The organism is Kangiella marina, from assembly GCF_039541235.1.
Classification (GTDB): domain Bacteria; phylum Pseudomonadota; class Gammaproteobacteria; order Enterobacterales; family Kangiellaceae; genus Kangiella; species Kangiella marina.
Genome location: NZ_BAABFV010000001.1, coordinates 811,859 through 829,450, shown reverse-complemented (window position 1 = coordinate 829,450; position 17,592 = coordinate 811,859). Strand labels below are relative to the sequence as shown.

15 protein-coding genes and 2 other RNA genes are annotated in these 17,592 nt (G+C 43.4%); 8 read left to right on the top strand and 9 right to left on the bottom strand.

The genetic code is table 11. The features are described 5' to 3' along the window. Positions 1-52: 52 nt before the first annotated feature. Both asnB and ABD943_RS03575 read left to right on the top strand, forming a co-directional pair. Positions 53-2,065, top strand: coding sequence for an asparagine synthase (glutamine-hydrolyzing) (gene asnB, locus ABD943_RS03580; protein WP_345291808.1), 2,013 nt, complete (start codon positions 53-55; stop codon positions 2,063-2,065). Between the two features lie 236 nt (positions 2,066-2,301). After that, positions 2,302-2,787 carry an RrF2 family transcriptional regulator gene (locus ABD943_RS03575; RefSeq protein WP_345291807.1) on the top strand — a complete coding sequence of 162 codons (486 nt, stop codon included), beginning with the start codon at positions 2,302-2,304 and terminating at the stop codon, positions 2,785-2,787. A 25-nt stretch (positions 2,788-2,812) separates the two neighbouring features. Here the strand turns inward: ABD943_RS03575 and ABD943_RS03570 are convergent, their stop codons facing one another. Genes ABD943_RS03570 through ABD943_RS03555 form a run of 4 tightly spaced genes read right to left on the bottom strand, consistent with a single transcriptional unit; the run spans position 2,813 to position 7,095 of the window. Next, a complete protein-coding gene (locus ABD943_RS03570; RefSeq protein ID WP_345291806.1) occupies positions 2,813-3,874 on the bottom strand; it encodes a HupE/UreJ family protein in 1,062 nt (353 codons plus the stop codon). Between the two features lie 40 nt (positions 3,875-3,914). Further along, positions 3,915-4,988 carry a tetratricopeptide repeat protein gene (locus ABD943_RS03565; RefSeq protein WP_345291805.1) on the bottom strand — a complete coding sequence of 358 codons (1,074 nt, stop codon included), beginning with the start codon at positions 4,986-4,988 and terminating at the stop codon, positions 3,915-3,917. After that, positions 4,975-5,484: an Ig-like domain-containing protein gene (locus ABD943_RS03560; RefSeq protein WP_345291804.1), complete on the bottom strand. Its 510-nt coding sequence runs from the start codon at positions 5,482-5,484 to the stop codon at positions 4,975-4,977. Before ABD943_RS03560 ends, ABD943_RS03565 begins: the two co-directional genes overlap by 14 nt. Before the next feature lie 15 nt (positions 5,485-5,499). Next, on the bottom strand, positions 5,500-7,095 hold the full coding sequence (locus tag ABD943_RS03555) for a DUF4331 domain-containing protein (RefSeq protein WP_345291803.1): 1,596 nt from the start codon (positions 7,093-7,095) through the stop codon (positions 5,500-5,502). Between the two features lie 326 nt (positions 7,096-7,421). Between ABD943_RS03555 and ABD943_RS03550 the strand changes: the two genes are divergently transcribed. The 3 genes from ABD943_RS03550 (at position 7,422) to ABD943_RS03540 (ending at position 9,967) form a co-directional block, all read left to right on the top strand. After that, positions 7,422-8,072, top strand: a complete 651-nt coding sequence (locus tag ABD943_RS03550) for a 2OG-Fe(II) oxygenase (RefSeq protein ID WP_345292682.1) — start codon at positions 7,422-7,424, stop codon at positions 8,070-8,072. 262 nt (positions 8,073-8,334) lie between these two features. Then, positions 8,335-8,817 (top strand): 5-(carboxyamino)imidazole ribonucleotide mutase, encoded by a 483-nt coding sequence (gene purE, locus ABD943_RS03545; protein WP_345291802.1) that lies wholly within the window; start codon positions 8,335-8,337, stop codon positions 8,815-8,817. Between the two features lie 10 nt (positions 8,818-8,827). Then, positions 8,828-9,967, top strand: a complete 1,140-nt coding sequence (locus tag ABD943_RS03540; RefSeq protein WP_345291801.1) for a 5-(carboxyamino)imidazole ribonucleotide synthase — start codon at positions 8,828-8,830, stop codon at positions 9,965-9,967. A gap of 193 nt (positions 9,968-10,160) precedes the next feature. Here the strand turns inward: ABD943_RS03540 and ssrA (ABD943_RS03535) are convergent. The 3 genes from ssrA (ABD943_RS03535) to ssrA (ABD943_RS03525) form a co-directional block, all read right to left on the bottom strand. Further along, positions 10,161-10,510: a transfer-messenger RNA gene (gene ssrA / locus ABD943_RS03535) on the bottom strand. A 139-nt stretch (positions 10,511-10,649) separates the two neighbouring features. Further along, a complete protein-coding gene (locus ABD943_RS03530) occupies positions 10,650-12,203 on the bottom strand; it encodes a serine hydrolase domain-containing protein (protein ID WP_345291800.1) in 1,554 nt (517 codons plus the stop codon). Positions 12,204-12,442: 239 nt separating this feature from the next. Continuing rightward, positions 12,443-12,792, bottom strand: a transfer-messenger RNA (tmRNA) gene (gene ssrA, locus ABD943_RS03525). Between the two features lie 139 nt (positions 12,793-12,931). Between ssrA (ABD943_RS03525) and ABD943_RS03520 the strand changes: the two genes are divergently transcribed. From ABD943_RS03520 to ABD943_RS03510, 3 genes are read left to right on the top strand one after another with little or no spacing between them, the layout of a single operon-like run. Beyond that, on the top strand, positions 12,932-13,723 hold the full coding sequence (locus ABD943_RS03520; RefSeq protein WP_345291799.1) for a PP2C family protein-serine/threonine phosphatase: 792 nt from the start codon (positions 12,932-12,934) through the stop codon (positions 13,721-13,723). A 12-nt stretch (positions 13,724-13,735) separates the two neighbouring features. Then, the gene (locus ABD943_RS03515; RefSeq protein WP_345291798.1) at positions 13,736-14,290 is read left to right on the top strand and encodes an FHA domain-containing protein; all 555 of its coding nucleotides are present in this window, start codon (positions 13,736-13,738) and stop codon (positions 14,288-14,290) included. Between the two features lie 7 nt (positions 14,291-14,297). After that, entirely contained in the window at positions 14,298-15,998 is a 1,701-nt protein-coding gene (locus ABD943_RS03510) for a serine/threonine protein kinase (protein ID WP_345291797.1), read from the top strand. Positions 15,999-16,035: 37 nt separating this feature from the next. Here the strand turns inward: ABD943_RS03510 and ABD943_RS03505 are convergent, their stop codons facing one another. Both ABD943_RS03505 and smpB read right to left on the bottom strand, forming a co-directional pair. After that, complete coding sequence (locus ABD943_RS03505; protein WP_345291796.1) at positions 16,036-17,019, bottom strand: LysM peptidoglycan-binding domain-containing protein; 984 nt, start codon at positions 17,017-17,019, stop codon at positions 16,036-16,038. An 89-nt stretch (positions 17,020-17,108) separates the two neighbouring features. Next, positions 17,109-17,588 (bottom strand): SsrA-binding protein SmpB, encoded by a 480-nt coding sequence (gene smpB, locus ABD943_RS03500; RefSeq protein WP_345291795.1) that lies wholly within the window; start codon positions 17,586-17,588, stop codon positions 17,109-17,111. Positions 17,589-17,592 lie beyond the last annotated feature (4 nt).

Here is a 17,592-nt window from a genome sequence, read left to right as displayed (position 1 = left end):
TTTTTAAAGCAATATTCTATTATTTTAACTTAAATCCGAGGAGATTTAGTGTATGTGCGGAATCGCGGGTGTTATACATAGTGATAAGAACCGAGCAATAGATTCGCAAACGTTAGTTAATATGGCGGCGATTCAATATCATCGTGGCCCTGATAATTTTGGTTACCATAACCCACAAGGCGCTGGCGTGGGCTTAAGTCATGCTCGCCTAACAATTATTGATTTAGACGAAGAGCGCGGACGTCAGCCGCATGTGAGTGATAGCGGCCGTTACATGATGGTTCACAATGGCGAGTTTTACGACTTCCAGCGTATTCGAGCTTCAATGACGGCGCAGGGTGCTCGCTTCCAGAGCAAGAGTGACTCTGAGCTAGTGTTGCAAATGTATCCGCATTACGGGATCGAGAAAACGGTCGAGAACTTACGCGGCGAGTTTGCATTTTCTATCTACGATCGCGAAGAAGAAACCATGTACTTGGTTCGAGATCGTTTTGGCATTAAACCGCTTTACTGGACTGAAACTGAGCACGGCGTTGTGTTTGGTTCTGAATTAAAAGTGTTGTTCGCTCATCCCGACGTTAAGCGCGAGATTGATTCCGAAGGTTTGTACCACCAGTTGATCCAGGTGATGGTACCAGGTTCCACAGCTTTTAAGGGCGTTCATCAGGTTCCGCCAGGCCACTGGATTAAAATACAGCGTAAAGATGGCAAGTTGACCATAGAGCAACATAAATACTGGGACATCGACTTCCCACAAGCAGAAGAGCACTTAAAAGTTAAAGAAGAGCAAGAGTATATTGAAGGGGTTCGTGAGCAATTGCTTGAAGCTGTTCACTTGCGACTCAATGCAGACGTTCCCGTTGGTGCTTATTTATCCGGTGGTATCGATTCATGCTCCATTCTTGGCTTATCGGCCTCGGTGCGACAAGACCCTGTAAAAGCATTTACCATTGGCTTTGACGATGCGGACTATGATGAAACGCCTATTGCCACTGAAATGGCTGAAATGACTGGCGCGGAGCAAATTATTTTAGCGCTCTCGGCAGAGCACCTTTATGATCACTTTGAGCGAACTATCTGGCACACAGAGCGTACGATTTATAATACTTTGGGCGTGGCTAAATTGCTGATGAGCCAAAAAGTTCGTGAACAAGGCTACAAGGTGGTGTTAACGGGTGAGGGTAGTGATGAGCTGTTTGCTGGTTATCCCGCCTTCCGCAAAGACATGTTCCTTTATGGCTTGTCTGATCTACCGGACAATTTGAAAAGTGATTTGCAGTCCACCTTAGCAGAGTCTAATGAACTGTTTAAAGGCGCCATGTTACCGCGAGAAGAGTTTAAGTCCGAAGCGATCGATCAAAAAGTCGGGTTTACCCCAACGTGTATTCAAAGCTGGATGGGCTGTGATGGGTTCGCGCGTAATTTAATGGCTAAAGACCACGTCGATGAGATTAAGGATTATGATCCGGGTACAGCGATGGCTGAGCAGTTTGATGAAACGCAATTAGAAGGACGACACCCGCTTGATAAAGCCCAGTACGTATGGATTAAAACCATGCTCGAGGGACAAATTTTGACTTGGGGTGGTGACCGAGTGGATATGGCTAACTCAATGGAGGCGCGTCCGCCGTTTTTGGATCATCACCTAGCCGCCTATGCGGTTAATATTCCGCCGCAAATGCGGATTAAAGGCCCGGTAGAAAAATACGTTCTAAAAGAAGCGATGAAAGGCCTACTGCCAGAAACACTGTATAAACGCCAGAAGTTTGCGTTTATGGCGCCACCAGCTCATACCGATGAGAAAAAGTGGAGTGCTTTAATGGAGTTGATGGACGAGTTTGCCAGTGAAGAGAAAATTAAAGAAGCTGGACTGATTGATTATGCTGCTTTGCAGGATATGCTTCGGAGCCATGATGACCCAACGGTGCCTCGTGATCATAAAGTTCAAATGGATGCGATTTTGAACCATGTATTAGGAGTACAGCTTCTTCATCATCATTTTGTTAAGCAGGATATTCCGAAAAGAGCCGCTGCTAAGGCCCACGAGTTAGGCTGGGCTGCTTAACTAATCGCAATGCGCCCTTTTTTACCCTGATTGGGGCGCAACCTTCTACAAGTAACTGTTGGGTAACTATCGATGAGTTGAAGCATATCTGACTTCGACGCGTTCACGGATATGTAAAATTATTGCTTGTGCACTACAAATTGAGGACTGTTGGAGTATACTGAAAGTAACGAATGGTCAAAACGTCACTATAAAAACATGGCTACTTAATGGCTTGATCGATTTAGGGAATGTCTATGCATATTACGAGATATACGGATTACTCATTGCGTGTACTGATATATTTGTCTTTGAATCAGGATAAGCGTTCGAGGATTAAAGACATAGCTGAGAGCTATGGCATTTCTAAAAACCACCTGATGAAGGTGGTTCATAATCTTAATAAACGCGGTTATGTTGAAACTCTGCGTGGAAAGAACGGCGGCATGCGCCTCAGTAAAAACCCTGAAAATATTAACATAGGAAAGCTGGTATTAGAGCTTGAACCAGACTTTAACCTGGTTGAGTGCTTTTCCCATAACGGTAACTGCGTCATAACGCCAGTCTGTGAGCTGAAGTCTATTTTAGCGGCTGCGCTTAGTGAGTTCGTGCGCAAATTAAGCGAGTATACGCTGGCTGACGTCATCATAAAGGGTGACGAGAATAAAGCTACTGAGCTTCTTGGGTTGAGCGAGAAGGAGGGTGACAAAAGCACCCTCATCCCGGTCAGTCGTGTTAGTTAGTCTTTATACCATAGAACGATAAACACTAGATTCTTTCCCAAACCCAAAACATTCCGAGAGCAAAAATTGCCAGTGATGACGCTGGAACAACAAATTTGCGCAGAGATTCTTTGGCTTTAAGTAACCACAATACTGGCAGCGCAGCCAGAATGATTGCGATTTGCCCTATTTCCACACCTAAATTAAAGCCGATGATGCTGGTTAATTGGTGGCTTTTACAGAGACCTAGTTCACTCAATGCACCAGCAAACCCTAGTCCGTGTAATAAACCAAAAGCTACCGTCATTAGCATTAAACGTTTAATCCAATGAGTGACCACATTTAAAGCGGAGTAGGCTACTGAAATAGCGATCCCGACTTCTGCCCATTTAGAAGACACGGATATCCAGTCGAGAGCCGTTAAAGTTAAGGTAATCGAATGGGCTATCGTAAACCCAGTGACTAGCCAAACCATAGACTTTAGATTAAAAGCGTTCGCTGTTTTTAATGTACTAGTGTTTTGAGACGCCGGTTTATTCACAAAATGCAGCAACAAAGTGAGCACGAATAACACATGGTCTAAACCAATCCAGATATGGATCATGCCCTGATACAGATAAAACAAGAAGGTATCCCAAGCGGACTGACTTGAGGTACTCACTGCAAAGGGTTGCTCAGGAGATTGAATAATGGCTTGTGTTTGGCCCTCAGTAAGCTCCCAGTTAATTAAGAGCTTATGATCTGAGGTAGTATTAAAAAATGCCGTGTAATGGACGGTTATTGGCTGTGAGCAAGTGATGGTCACAGGTTGTTTTAATAATGTTTCGCCATAACTGTCCTGCAATGATATGTCAGAGCCCCAAGAGACATCACAGCTTTCATCGCTGCTATTAAAATCAGCACTCTTTTGAAAGTAGTTAATAACTTTGGGGTGGCTGCTTTTTAGGTCTGCCCAAGTAAGGTTGCCGTCATGAGTCGGATCAAGATTCAAGGTCTGCTGAAGATCGCTTAAAGCGATGGCCAAATAGCCCTCGTGTCTATCATCCGCTGTTTGCTTTAAAGTCAAATTTGCAGTGCTAAACTCATGAGCCTGGGTTGCGCTTATCATGAAAAACAGCGCGAATAGAATCAGTATGCGCATAGTTCCCTCAGTTATTTAGTTGTTGTGCGTGTTCAAGCAACTCGCGATCTGCCGGTTCTTTAACATGTTGCCAATTTTTTTGAGCCCAGGTTAATGCAACTTCAGGATTTGGCGAAACATAAGTGTAGTAATATGCGATGTCAGCAGCATGAATATCGTCTTTGCGAAGTATTCTTAAAGCAATTTTTTCATTAGCCAGCTTCTGGTACTGTGTACCTGTGTCACTGAGCTTTTCAGCGCGAGCTAATCTTACTAACAAGCCATCTTCGATCGTCGAATAACGGTCAGCTATTTTAGACAGTTGTGTGTAAGCTTCCTTAGGAGAGCCCGAAGCAAAAGCCATATCGGACCATTGGTACCACTGGCTGACAGGGGCTTTTTCTAAATGATATTGGAATTCTATTTTTGCCTGTGCAAAGTCATCCATCACTCTGAACATGGAGCCTTTAACCTGGTGGTAATATCGAGTTAAAGGACTTTCAGTGTCCTTATATTTTCTTACTAACAGCTTTACCGAGCGTAATACTTCTTCAGTTTTCCCTTGATGAACTTTAGTTTCAATTAAACACAGCTCAGCTGCAGAAACATGACTTTTGATAAGCTCTCGGCACTTTTTTTCAGCCTCGCTGAGGTTGTTTTCAATGATGTGTATCCTAGCGGCAATTAAAAGGCGCTGAGGATGGTAGCGGCTGTTAGGATCAATGTTTGATAAGTGAGCAAGTGCTGAAATAAACTGATGTTTACTTTGTGCGATATTGGCTTTAGCCAGATAGTACTGGTTGCTTAATTCTTTGCTAAGTTCGCCAGGCTTTATAGTTGCGAGCTGGTTTTCGGCAACCATCAAACGGCTACTTTTACCTGGGTATTGTGACTCTTCTATTAATGTCTCTACACTGTCCAGAACGGTTTCAGGAGTCTGGTCAAGCTCTCCTGTTACAGCTGATTTATTGACAGGGTATTCTAAAATAATGTCGTCAGGATTCTTTGGAACCCACTCTTCAGCATTTATTGAAGGGGCATAAAAAAACACCAGCAGCGAAAGCGCTGCTGATGTTAGAGGTTGAAGTTTATTGTTCGCCATCTTGTACCAAGTCCTGATAAGTATCAGTTGTTGTGACATCGAAAATAAACTCACGTCCGTTAACGCCGGAAGGGTCGTCACTCGGTGAGCGTTGGTATGACTCACGACTGTATGAGCTAAACACTTCCTGCTTGACGTTCACCGTAATGTCGACCTCTGTGGTCGCACTGTTGAACTCACCATCACTGGCTACGAAAGTGAACAAGTCTGTTCCCGTGAACTCATTGTCAGGCGTGTAGGTAAAGCTACCATCACTACTCAGCTCGACCGTTCCCGATTGAGGCTGATTGATGACGGTGAAGGTTAACGCATCACCGTCAGGGTCGTCTGCCTCAAGCTGCTCCATCACTGGTGTATCTGTCACAGTCATGATGGAAAGTTTACTGGCTACCGGAGGTTGATTCTCCTCATCTGAGTACGAATCACTGTCACTACATGCCGCTAAGACAAATACTGACGATAGGGCCAGATACTTTAATAGTTTAAAAGTATTCATGAATGACTCCTATGATTAGTTAGGTGAACCAGCGATTGGCGTTTTCAAGTAAGGGAAACTTTCGTCAACGTCACTTGCCGATAAAGGCGCGCCATCCGTAAATGGTGCATCACCAACGTTTGCATCTGAAGGTGAGCAGTAGCCTAGGTTGGTAGGGTTGCCGTTAACAGGGAAGTCGTAACATAAGCGACCCATAACTACACGTAGTGCAATATCGACCACATCATCACCTGGGCGACGTCCGTTAGGGAAGCCTGCTAAGTCATCACCAACGACACCGTAAGGTGATTGTTGTGATGCTGGTACTGCTGGAATGGCTGTGTTTAAACGCAGCATTTCAGAAGCCGTGACCGTTGCTTGTTGATTCACTCCTGGGAAACCTGTTAAGAAAGCTGCAACTAAGTCTTCACGAGGGAAGTTGGTTGGAGCGATAGTTTCAAAGTTGGTTCCGAGCGTTGAGTTAACCGCATCTCTAAACAAAATGTTCAGAAGTTCTGGAAAACTTGGGTGCGTGACATAATCCGCAAACTGGCCATCACCACTTGGTGCAGACGTTGAGAACTTGTCTTTGTCAGGTAAACCAATAACGACCTCGTTAACGAGAGGGTTACTTAAACGTGAGATTTGCACCATGGCACCGCCATTAACTTCAGGCTTTGCGAAGGTTGCATTTGGGTTTTGGATACGAGCTTGTGGTACATAAGCTGTTGTCCAAGCACCAATAACGCCGTTACCATCACCAATTAAGCAGCTTTTCGGTAGCTCAAGGGCAATCGTAGTTACGTTTTTATCAAGCAAATCATCGTTAGCTGTGTCTTGAGTAATACCACCTGGGAAACCATTACCATCTCCGGCACCCGGTGAACTATCACCTTCGACAGGAACATAGTTGACTAAATCAAAACTTTCGCCAAGATTAACCGCGAATGCATCAGAGCGCTGTCCAACGAACACCTTGCCTGGCAGTGAACAGTTAGGAACACTGATGTCATAGACGTATTGATTGGCATAAGCTTGATAGTCGGCAGCAGAACTAAAGGTTTTGTCACCAATATAGTCCCAAGGTTTGGTAAATGTTGACTCACCACCAGCAGACGTGACCGAAGAGCTCGTGCCTGTTTTTACAGGGCCTTCAACCACATCAAGCGTGTACTGCTCGATGAAATTTAAAACTGAGTTGTCACCAGCTGAGATTCCACCTGCATTTTTTAAAGGAATGGCAATCTGTTTTTTCGCGCCATCAGGACCAATGGCTAACTGAATGCCAGCGCCGCCGCCTGCAAGAGTATTATCGAACTTAAACTGATACGTCATGTCTTCGACGGCATCGCCATCACTATCAACATGAATGTTATAATGAGCGGCTGGATCGAGTGCGAAGTAGTTAGGGCCACCGTATGCGTCCTGTAAAGGCACATAGTTTGCTATCAGAGTAACGTAATCTTCCCGACCAGTTTCGTAACTGTTGAATACATAAAAATCGGTGGAGTCCAAGGTCGGATATCGTGTAATATTGGGTGCTTCTCGGTGACTTGAAGCCGCCGCATCCTGTGCTATGTAAGCGCCTGTTATGCATAAGCAAACTGCACTTGTTATAATATGCTTCTTCATTGTTCATACCTCGTTTTTGTGGGGTATTTTTGTTGTATTACGATGTATGTTGTGTGTGAAGTCGTAAACAACACTGATACCCCCGTCTAATTGCAGTACAAATCTTGCTATCTTGTACCTGACAACTACCCTAAGCCTTTGTATGTGAAAGTTATGTAGAGAGACACATCCGATGAGCTGTTTATAATTTGAACTCATAGACAGTATCAGCAACAAAGGGAAACTATTGATTTGTGCAAAAAATAAGCCTATAACGTCGAGCAAGTATGCTTGATACATCTTAGAGGACTGTGTTTTTGGATGAGTTATATTTAGACAATGCCGTAATAAAGCCTATAAAGGAGTCGGGCAATGGCTTGCTATTCACTAAAATCGCTAAAGATTTAAGCGACCAGGGGTATAGCGTCACTCCCGACGGATTACCGAAGTCGTTGGCTAGCGCGCTTTATAAGCAGCTAAAAGCGATGAAAGACAGTGAGTTTGATACTGCTGGTATTGGTCGTAAACAGAACCATAGGGTCAGTGATGTCGTCAGAACAGATGAGATTTGCTGGATCGATGGTACCTCCAAGGCGGGGCAGGAGTGGCTAGAGTGGTCCTCTGAGTTGCGTGAGTTTTTAAATTTACAGCTGTTTCTGGGGTTGTTTTCTTTTGAGAGTCACTTTGCTCATTATGCGCCTGGCGATTTTTATAAGAGACACTTGGATGCCTTTAAAGGAGAGTCCAACCGCGTGTTGTCCTTGGTTGTTTACCTTAACCCTGATTGGAAGGCTGAAGATGAAGGGCAGCTAGTGCTATATAGCGATGCTGATGATAGGGAGGGAGTAAAAGTTACTCCAAATTTTGGCACTGTCGTCGCATTTTTGAGTGAAGGTTTCCCCCATGAAGTGTTGCCTGCAGCTAGAGACCGTTACTCTATCGCTGGCTGGTTTCGCCTTAATACAAGCCACATGGATCGGGTTGACCCTCCTAGGTAGTAGCTATGAGCTATCGCTGTAGCTTGGTTTAGCCCTCAAAACGCTTCGTTAGCCTGAAAGGAGCAAGTTACGAGTTGTTTGACGCATAGACTGGCAGACAAGAAACTTAGCCATGCTTTTTATCGGGGTTTTTTGTATAATTGCGCAACAATTTTACAGCGAGATAGAAATCGCTGGCGCGGCACCCCCTCGATGCTCAGCTCTGATGTACTGTCATCGCACTGCGTTATTTAAATTTGTATCATTTTCATGAGGAGTGGCAATGAAAGTAGGTATTATAATGGGCTCAAAGTCAGACTGGCCCACCATGCAGCATGCGGCAGACATGCTTGATAAGTTTGGTGTGGAGTATGAAACTAAGGTCGTTTCAGCTCATCGCACTCCTCAACTACTCGCTGATTATGCTTCTTCTGCTGCAGAGCGCGGGATTAAGGTCATCATTGCTGGTGCTGGCGGTGCTGCGCACCTTCCCGGTATGGCTGCGGCCTTTACGTCGTTGCCGGTGCTTGGGGTACCGGTCAAGTCCAAAGCCCTAAATGGGGTAGACTCTTTGCTGTCAATTTGCCAAATGCCAAAAGGCGTCGCGGTGGGCACATTAGCCATTGGTGATGCTGGCGCTGCAAACGCGGGCTTGTTAGCTGCACAAATATTAGGGTGCCAGCAACCAGAACTCCTTGCAAAAATTGATCAGTTCCGTAGCGAGCAAACGGAGACCATTTTGGCCAATCCTAACCCAGCTGAATAGTGAGCTTGATATGCAAATGTTAGTACTCGGAGCGGGACAGCTTGCACGCATGATGGCGCTTGTGGCGGCTCCCTTAGATATTCATATTCGAGCTTACGACGTTGTCAGTGAGCAAGTACTGCATCCGGTGACCGGTGAGCGCTATGAGCAAAACTTGGCGCAAGCTATCGCCGCTAGCGACCGTATTACTGCGGAGTTTGAGCATATCCCGGCAGATGTGCTGGCGCTATGTGAGCAAAGCGGTAAATTTTTCCCTGGTAAAAAAGCCATCGAATGCGGTGGCGATCGTGCAAAAGAGAAAGCTTTATTGGATGGGGCGGGTGTACCCAGCGCTCCTTATGTACTGGTTACCGAGCGTACTCATCTTGATCAAGCTATCGATGAGTTAGGCTTACCGTTGGTGATCAAAACCTGTCAGGCAGGATACGACGGCAAAGGTCAGTGGCGTCTAAAAAACATTCAGCAAGCTGACGACATTTGGCAAGAAATGCGAGCATTTTTAGATAAAGATACGGCGCATAGCATTATTTGCGAAAAGATGATTCCGTTTGACCGTGAGGTGTCTGTCATCGGTGCACGCGATGCACAAGGCAATGTAAAAGTCTATCCGGTTACTGAAAATGAGCATACCGATGGCGTGTTGAGCTTGTCAGTAGCAGGTATCGTCAGCCAAGACATTCAAGCTCAAGGGATTGATGCATACCATAAAATTGCTGATGCGTTGGATTATGTTGGCGTATTAGCCATCGAGTTTTTCGATGTTGATGGCGAGTTAATGGTTAACGAAATTGCCCCTCGGGTGCACAACTCAGGTCACTGGACGCAGCAAGGCGTTTATTGCTGTCAGTTCGAGAATCATGTGCGTGCCGTAGCGGATTTACCGCTGGGGTGCACCGATTTATTGCAACCCAGTGTGATGATTAATGTACTGGGGCAGGCCGCTATTCCGAAGCAAGTCTTAGCAACCACTGGTGCGCGTAGTCATTGGTATGGTAAGACTGTAAAACCAGGACGGAAAATGGGCCACATCAATGTTAGTGCTGATACATTGCACGAACTTGGAGAGCGTCTTAATGAGCTGCATGAACATCTCAGTGAGCAGGACTATCCAGGCGTTGAGTCCCGTGCTCGTCTGTTGATGGCGCAATAAGTTTTCTTGATGAATCCTGCTGGTTTGGCAGGAGCTTGAAAGCTGGTGGAGAATGGCTAGGTTGGGCTATTGAGCTGAGAGCGCACTCAAGCCCTAGCTTCGCTAATCATTTAGGAAAGCCCTTTTCATTGCAGTCACTCAACTTTATTCATGTGAAAACAAAAAAAGCTACCTGACGGTAGCTTTTTTGATTTGGTGGAGACGGCGGGGGTCGAACCCGCGTCCGCGAATCCTCCGCTTCAAGATCTACATGCTTAGAACCATCTTTAATTTAACCAGTGACGAGCCAATGGTCAGGCTTTCAAAGGCGGTCTCGAGGTAAGTTTAACAGTTGGCTGCCGAGCACAGTTACCTGCGAGTTCCTGTATATGACTGTCTATCCCCTACCAAGAACGCTCAGAGTAGACAGTTAGCCTTAAGCGGCTAAAGCGTAGTTGTCTTCGTTTGCAACTATAAGTTTTCAGCTTTGATTTTACGAGATTCGCTGAACATCTCGACATGCACTTAAAGTTTTGTAATCCACGTCGAAGCCAAGTCGCCCCCAGAATTTTTGGATTATAGGCTATATGGCTGCCATAGCAAGTGGCAAAAAATGAGATACGGATATCCTGATAACCCGAGGGAGGCTTTACGCCTCCTTTTTATTGTGATTTAAATAAAGTATTAGATATCTATCCCTAGTTTAATTGTGTTCACTCTGTTTTTGACGAGCAAGATAGATTTCTACGGCTTTATTAAATTGCGACACAAAATCTGCTGTTAAAGGAGATAGTTCGCTTAGCAATTTGCGATAAAGTAAGTCGCCATTGTCACCATTGGTTAATATTACGATGCCCTGATTAGTAGAGGGAATAAATATAATAATAGTGCGGACGCCTGGATCTCGGCCATCGTGGTAAATTACGTGGTTTCCGTTCGAGAGCTTGAGGTTCATCCAGCCATAGCCATAAGTGAGTAAATCATCAATCATCGACGAATGTGGCTTTTGTATTTCTGCAAACAATTCTGGCTCTAGTCCTGCTCCTGCTAATACATGCTCTCCAAATTTCAAATAATCATCTGTAGTGGATAGAATATTGCCTGCAGCTAGGGCTTTATAATATTTTTCCGTTTTATATTGTTTACCATCTTCATTAAAGTTCTCTGCATACATTGATTGTTCAACTGTTTCATCCCACCAAAATTTGGTGTTGTTCATTTCTGCTTTATTAAATAAAACTTTATGAGCGATAGATTCAAATGGACGGGAAAACTTATGTTCTACAGCTTTTTTCAAATATTCGAATCCTTCTCCAGAATATTCAAATTTTTCACCTGGATCAAAAAGGAAATTTAATTTTCCGCTATCGGTTAAAAACCTCCAATTAGGTAACCCAGACAGTTGATTTAATACATGTCGAGTTGTTAGTTTTTTATTTCTAGGATCATTCACTACATCAGGATCTGTCCAGTAATTGGCAAGTGGTTCATCTAAATCCCATAGTCCTTGATCGACCATTTTAAGAGTGACTAAAGCGGATACAGGCTTCGTTATAGATGCTACTTTGAAAATAGTGTTTGAGCTCGCCTTGACTCCTTCAGACTGATTGCCGAATACTTTAGAATAGGTAGTTTTTCCATCATTAATAAGGCCTATTCCAACGGCAGGGACATTCAATTCTTGCATCCAACCTTTAAGTTTTAACACAGTTTCTTCGGTTATCTCTAGCGGTGGCGTAGTAATAGGTTGATGATCATAGCTGACAATTCTCGCAAGCTTCCATTTTTTATCTTTTACTTTCCAAAGGTGAACAAATTTAGCATCATCCATAGCAAACTCTATTCCATCAGGTCGTGTTTCGTAAAACCTGTGCGTACCAATTTGTAATGCACCATAATTATTTAGTGGATATACTTCAGTGCTTAGTAACTCTCTTCTTTGCCAGTTTTTCTTTCCAGTTTCCTGAAGTGCCCAAATACGCAACCATCCATTTAAAAACGCTTCCCCCGATTTAAACATCAGACCACCTTTGTCGTGATAAAACTCTAAATCAACTTCAAATAAATCCTTCAGGTATTCTTCATCTTGACTATTGAAAATAGCGTCATATAAGAGTTTATCTTGCTCGACAATTGTTTGTTCTAAACTAGATATGCTTTTTGGGTGGCCTTCTTTTGCATTTACGGGTGAACACAAAAAAAGAGTCAGATAAAGTGAAAATATAAAAAAAATAGAAAATTTATTAATGATCATCATTGATTTCTAACCTTGTTGTTATCTCATAAATAAATTTAGATTCAGAAAAGACTAAAAAGGTTTAGTTAAGTCTTGCAACGAAAGGTATTTTTTAAAGGTATTAAAAATAAATAATAATAAGGGATTTTAATTTGTACTCTAGGTACCAGAAGTTTTTTATCATAACCCACCCGATTTATGTATCACTTTTATGTGGCGCAAAGCTAAAAATGTTTTATAAATCAAATGTATAGGTGATTTGGTGGAGACGGCGGGAGTCGAACCCGCGTCCGCGAATCCTCCGCTTCAAGATCTACATGCTTAGAACCATCTTTAATTTAACCAGTGACGAGCCAATGGTCAGGCTTTCAAAGGCGGTCTCGAGGTAAGTTTAACAGTTGGCTGCCGAGCACAGTTACCTGCGAGTTCCTGTATATGACTGTCTATCCCCTACCAAGAACGCTCAGAGTAGACAGTTAGCCTTAAGCGGCTAAAGCGTAGTTGTCTTCGTTTGCAACTATAAGTTTTCAGCTTTGATTTTACGAGATTCGCTGAACATCTCGACATGCACTTAAAGTTTTGTAATCCACGTCGAAGCCATTTCGTCCCCGTGGAAATTTCATTATAACTGATATAAGGCTTGTGTATATAGACTTCAAGTGCGATATTGCTAAAAGTAATTTGTGGCTTGGTTAACATCGCTAGGTTTAACAAAAGGTTACACTTTACGGGCTAGAGTAGGAGGGTCAATGTCAGAACAAAATAATAAGCGGCTTGAGTCGGCAATGCTAACTCATAAAGGCGTTTCTCGTGAAAATAATGATGATAAGGTTTATGGTTCCTCAGAGCTTGGTCTGTGGTTGCTGTCTGATGGTGTCGGCGGCTTAAAGCAGGGTGAGCAGGCGAGCCTGTATACCGTTAAAGAAATACGTAAGTCGATTGCGAATGGCTCGAATTTATTCAATGCTGTCCATTCTGCTCATTCTGTTATTAAAGCTTATAATCGTCATGAAGAGGAAGATAGGGGGGCTACTGTAGTCGCTGTCCACTCTAAAGATGATAGTTATGAGATCGCTTGGGTGGGTGATAGTCGTGCCTATCTATGGAATGAAGTAACCGGAGAGCTGACTCAATTAACAGAAGATCATACTCTAGTGCAAAAGCTTTTAAATGCTGGTTTGCTAGAGGCCACCCAGGTTAAACATCATCCTAAGCGTCACGTTATTACCCAGTGCTTGGGGATTGAAAATGATAACCAGCTGGATATTGGCTTTCTGAGTAGAGAGTGGAACTATGGTGAGCATTTGTTGCTAGCCAGTGACGGTTTATATGATGAGTTATCTCGGACCGAGCTGATTGGCGCATTGCGCATGCAGCGTGATAACCAAGCGAAAGTTGAGTATATGGTTACGCTTGCATGTGAAAATGGGGGTAGCGATAATGTCTCTGTGATTCTTGTTTCTTCGCCGGTTAAAAAACCGAAGAAAAAGAAAAAGAAGAGCATTATTGAACAAATTAAAGAATTACTAAAAATAGGTTAACGTGAGGTAAGTATGTCGTCACAAGATTCGTCAAAAAACAAACCCGACCCTAAGAAGGGGTATAGAGAAGATAAGGCCGGGCCACAAGGAACACTTGTTTTTGACTCAAAAGAAGTCGATAGGATGATAGCTGCTGAGATTCAAAAGTTAGAAGATGATGGGACTAAAATTCCAGCTTTGTTAGCGACCACAAAGCCTCATGCAGGTGAAGCATATATCTTAGAGTATGGAAAGAATGTCATCGGTAGAGGCAAGGGGAATAGCGTTACTATCTATGATCCAGCGGCATCCTCAACACACGCTCAAGTCACTTACTACAATGGGCATTGGAAGATATTAAACTTACTCTCCTCTAACGGAACCATCGTTAACGGTGAAAAAATCACCGAGCGAGAGTTAAAGTTTGGTGACAGAATTCAAGTAGGACACACCGAGTTTCTATTTACACTCATTGATGCTAAAGAAGAAGACGAAGAAGATAAAGCTGAAATAAACTGGATGCTGGTAGGCTCTCTCGGTATTGCAGCTGTAATCTTAATTGGTGTTCTGGTTTGGTTGTTCCTCTAATTCGTAAATGTCTAATAAGTTAACCATAGGTCGCTACGAACTGATCGAGGAGATCGGTCGTGGCGCTATGTCAGTTGTTTATCTAGCGAAAGATCCTGAAATAGGCCGCTCTCTGGCAATCAAGCTTCTAAAGCATGACTTGGTAGAAGAAGAGGAGTATCGCAACTTATTTCTGAGAGAAGCACGAGCTGCTGGGGGGTTGAGCCATCCTGGAATCGTTACCATATATGACGTAGGAATCTGGCAAAATCGACCTTATATTGCGATGGAGCTTCTCGAAGGACAGAATTTGGATGACTATTTACAGGAGCACGGTACTTTTTCTATCACTGAAGCCTTAGATCTTGCTTTGCAATTAACCCATGCTTTGGATTACGCGCATAGTAAAGGTGTTATCCATAGGGATATCAAGCCTGAAAACATTCTAGTCCTCGATGGTGGTAAGCGCTTCAAAATAACTGACTTTGGTATCGCGCGCATAGAGCATCAGTTTTTAGAGGGAGAGAGTGAAGAAAATCAAGCCAAGGTTATGGGGACTCCGGCTTATATGTCTCCAGAGCAAATTTCAGGCCAAGATACCAACTTCAAAACCGATTTATATTCTTTAGGGGTAATTCTTTACAAAGTTACCAAGGGGGAGTTACCTTTTCAGGCTGCGAACTATGGAGCCATGATGAAAGCAGTGCTGCATCAAAACCCACAGCCATTGAACGCGTATTCTGAGCAGGGCTTTATTTGGCAAAGTATTATATTTCGGTTGCTGCAGAAAAACCCCGACCTCCGTTACTCCCAAACGGAAGAGTTGATAGAGGAGTTAGGCGCCCTTGAAACTGAGATTGAGCAAGAGCGGCAAGGGATTGGTGGCATTCGCTTTGTTTCAATGCGTGCCCGCTGGGCAATCTCATTATCGTCACTAGTATTAGTGGTCATGGTTTTGGGCATGGTTTGGGTGTATAAAAAGCAGAATAGTCTGATGAACCAACTGGTTTATGATTATGGCAGCTCCATGGCTCAGATTATTTCCAGCGAGACAGCTGAGCCGCTACTGCTTGGTGAGGATGTCGCTCTACAAGCCATTACAGTTGACATCGTAGAAAGCTCGGAAATTCTGTATTTATCCATTCGTGACAAAGATGAGTTGGTTCAAAGTAGTAGTATCCTAGAGCAGGTAGGTAAGAAACATAGGGCCTCTGAATCCAGTAAACTTATCAGTAATCGAGGTGAAGGACGTATTTTTGAAAACTTGAACGACTATCAGCAGGAAGCTTTTATCTTTGAAATGCCTATTTCTTTTCAGGATAAGGAAATCGGCTTTGCAACCATCGCCATTGGTCGAAACAAACTTATCAGCGCAACCCAGTCGTCGCTCTTGACCATGATCATTTGGATGTTCGTAATTATGTTAGCGGTATTTTCCGGAGTTTATTGGTTAGCCAATAAGTTTACGCGGAAAATCAATAAAACTCGCCAAGTGATAAAAGATATTCGCTCACATGGCCAGGCTGATATTATCAAAATTGATACTCATGACGAAGTAGGGCGGCTTCAACAAGAGGTCAACGACTTAACCCATAAGCTTGCAGGTCTTACAAAGACTCAGCACATGGGGGGAGGGGTTACAGAAGTCGACCCATCGTTAAGTGATCTAACCGAAATTGATCAGACCGTATTACTCGATCACCCTAACACCGAGAAAAACACAGACTGAATACAGAAGCCACAAAGCCAGAAACTCTAACTGCTTGCTATAGGTTTTCGAGTTTGTTTTGTAGGGCTTTTACTCTATCTTGGTAAACTAACGCTAAGTCGTCATTAGGGTTAATCGCCAGAACTTTATCCCAGTATGACAAGGCTTTATCTAACTCCTGATTCCGGTAAAGCCTTAGAGCTTGTTGATGATAGTGTTCAGAAACTTTGCTTCTAGTTGTGGTGAAAAGAATGTTTTCTTCCAGTGGTTCTCCGACTTGATCCCAAGATAGCAGTAAAATGTTATAGGACTGATCGAATTTGGATTGCTCGGCAAATCTTTTTGCAGTAACCAGTTCTTGCTCAGCTTTAAGCGTCGCTAATTCTGCGATTAAGCGCTGCCGGTTTGTTGCTGCCAGAGGTGATTCGCTAATCAGGCCAGAAAGCAGAGTTTCGGCGTCGCTCGTTTTTTGCTGTCTTTTATAGCTTTTTGACTGTTTAAGGGCGAGCTCGACCAGCGTAGCTTGTAAGTAGTCTTCATCACTTAAATCAGGTTGCTTGACTATCCACTCAATAGCTTGGTTGTGTTTTTTTTGCTCAATCAAAGCGTCAAGCTCAGGGTAAGTCTTTGTTTTCTCAGGTGCACTATTAGACACTACATTACTCGGTATTTCTTTTGGAGTAACGAGTCCTTTTGTCGGCAACTTCAGCTTTTGACCGACATAAATCGAGTCGCTTTGCTTTAAGTTATTAAGCTTGAGTAACTCTTTATATCGCTCTGAAGAGCCTAAGTATTTTCGGGCTATAATGCCCAGTGTATCCCCTGAGCGAACAGTGTAGATATAGGCTGAGATTGAGCTAGGTTTTGTTTCTTCTGCGGTTTTAAGGTTTGAGGTTTTTGTAGGAGTCGCATCGATAATCGGTACGATAACATCTTGCCTATCTTCTTTAAACGAACAACCTGACAAAGCTAAAGCGACGGCAATGGCTGTTAGCTTGGAACTTGTTATAATAGTGCTTGATAGTATGTTTACTGTATTCAAACCGCTTAGATTCCTATAAATGACAGACAAATAATAGTAGCAGGTATCACCAAATATCAGTGTGTTAGCCACTCATAATTAGAACTGTGTCACACACTGTGCTTCATCAGTCGTTCTTTGGTTTTATTCCACTCACGCTCTTTCTCAGTAGCTCTCTTGTCGTGTTGCTTCTTACCTTTGGCTAAGCCAATTTCAAGTTTAATGAATGCTTTTTTCCAATACATTTTAAGTGCTACTACGGCGTAACCTTGCTGCTCAACGCCACGAAATAACTTTGCAATTTCATGATTGTTTAAGAGAAGCTTTCTAGTCCTTAAAGGATCCGCCACTACGTGAGTTGAAGCCGTTTTTAGTGGGGAAATATGACAACCAAATAGAAAGGCCTCACCATTTTTAAGTAAGACATAGCTTTCCGACAGATTTACCTTACCTTCTCTGAGACTTTTTACCTCCCAGCCTTGAAGAGCCAAACCTGCCTCAAAGGTTTCTTCAATAAAATAGTCGTGACGTGCTTTTTTATTTAACGCAATAGCGCTATTTGAGCTTTTTTGCTTGCCTTTTTTAGCCACTCAG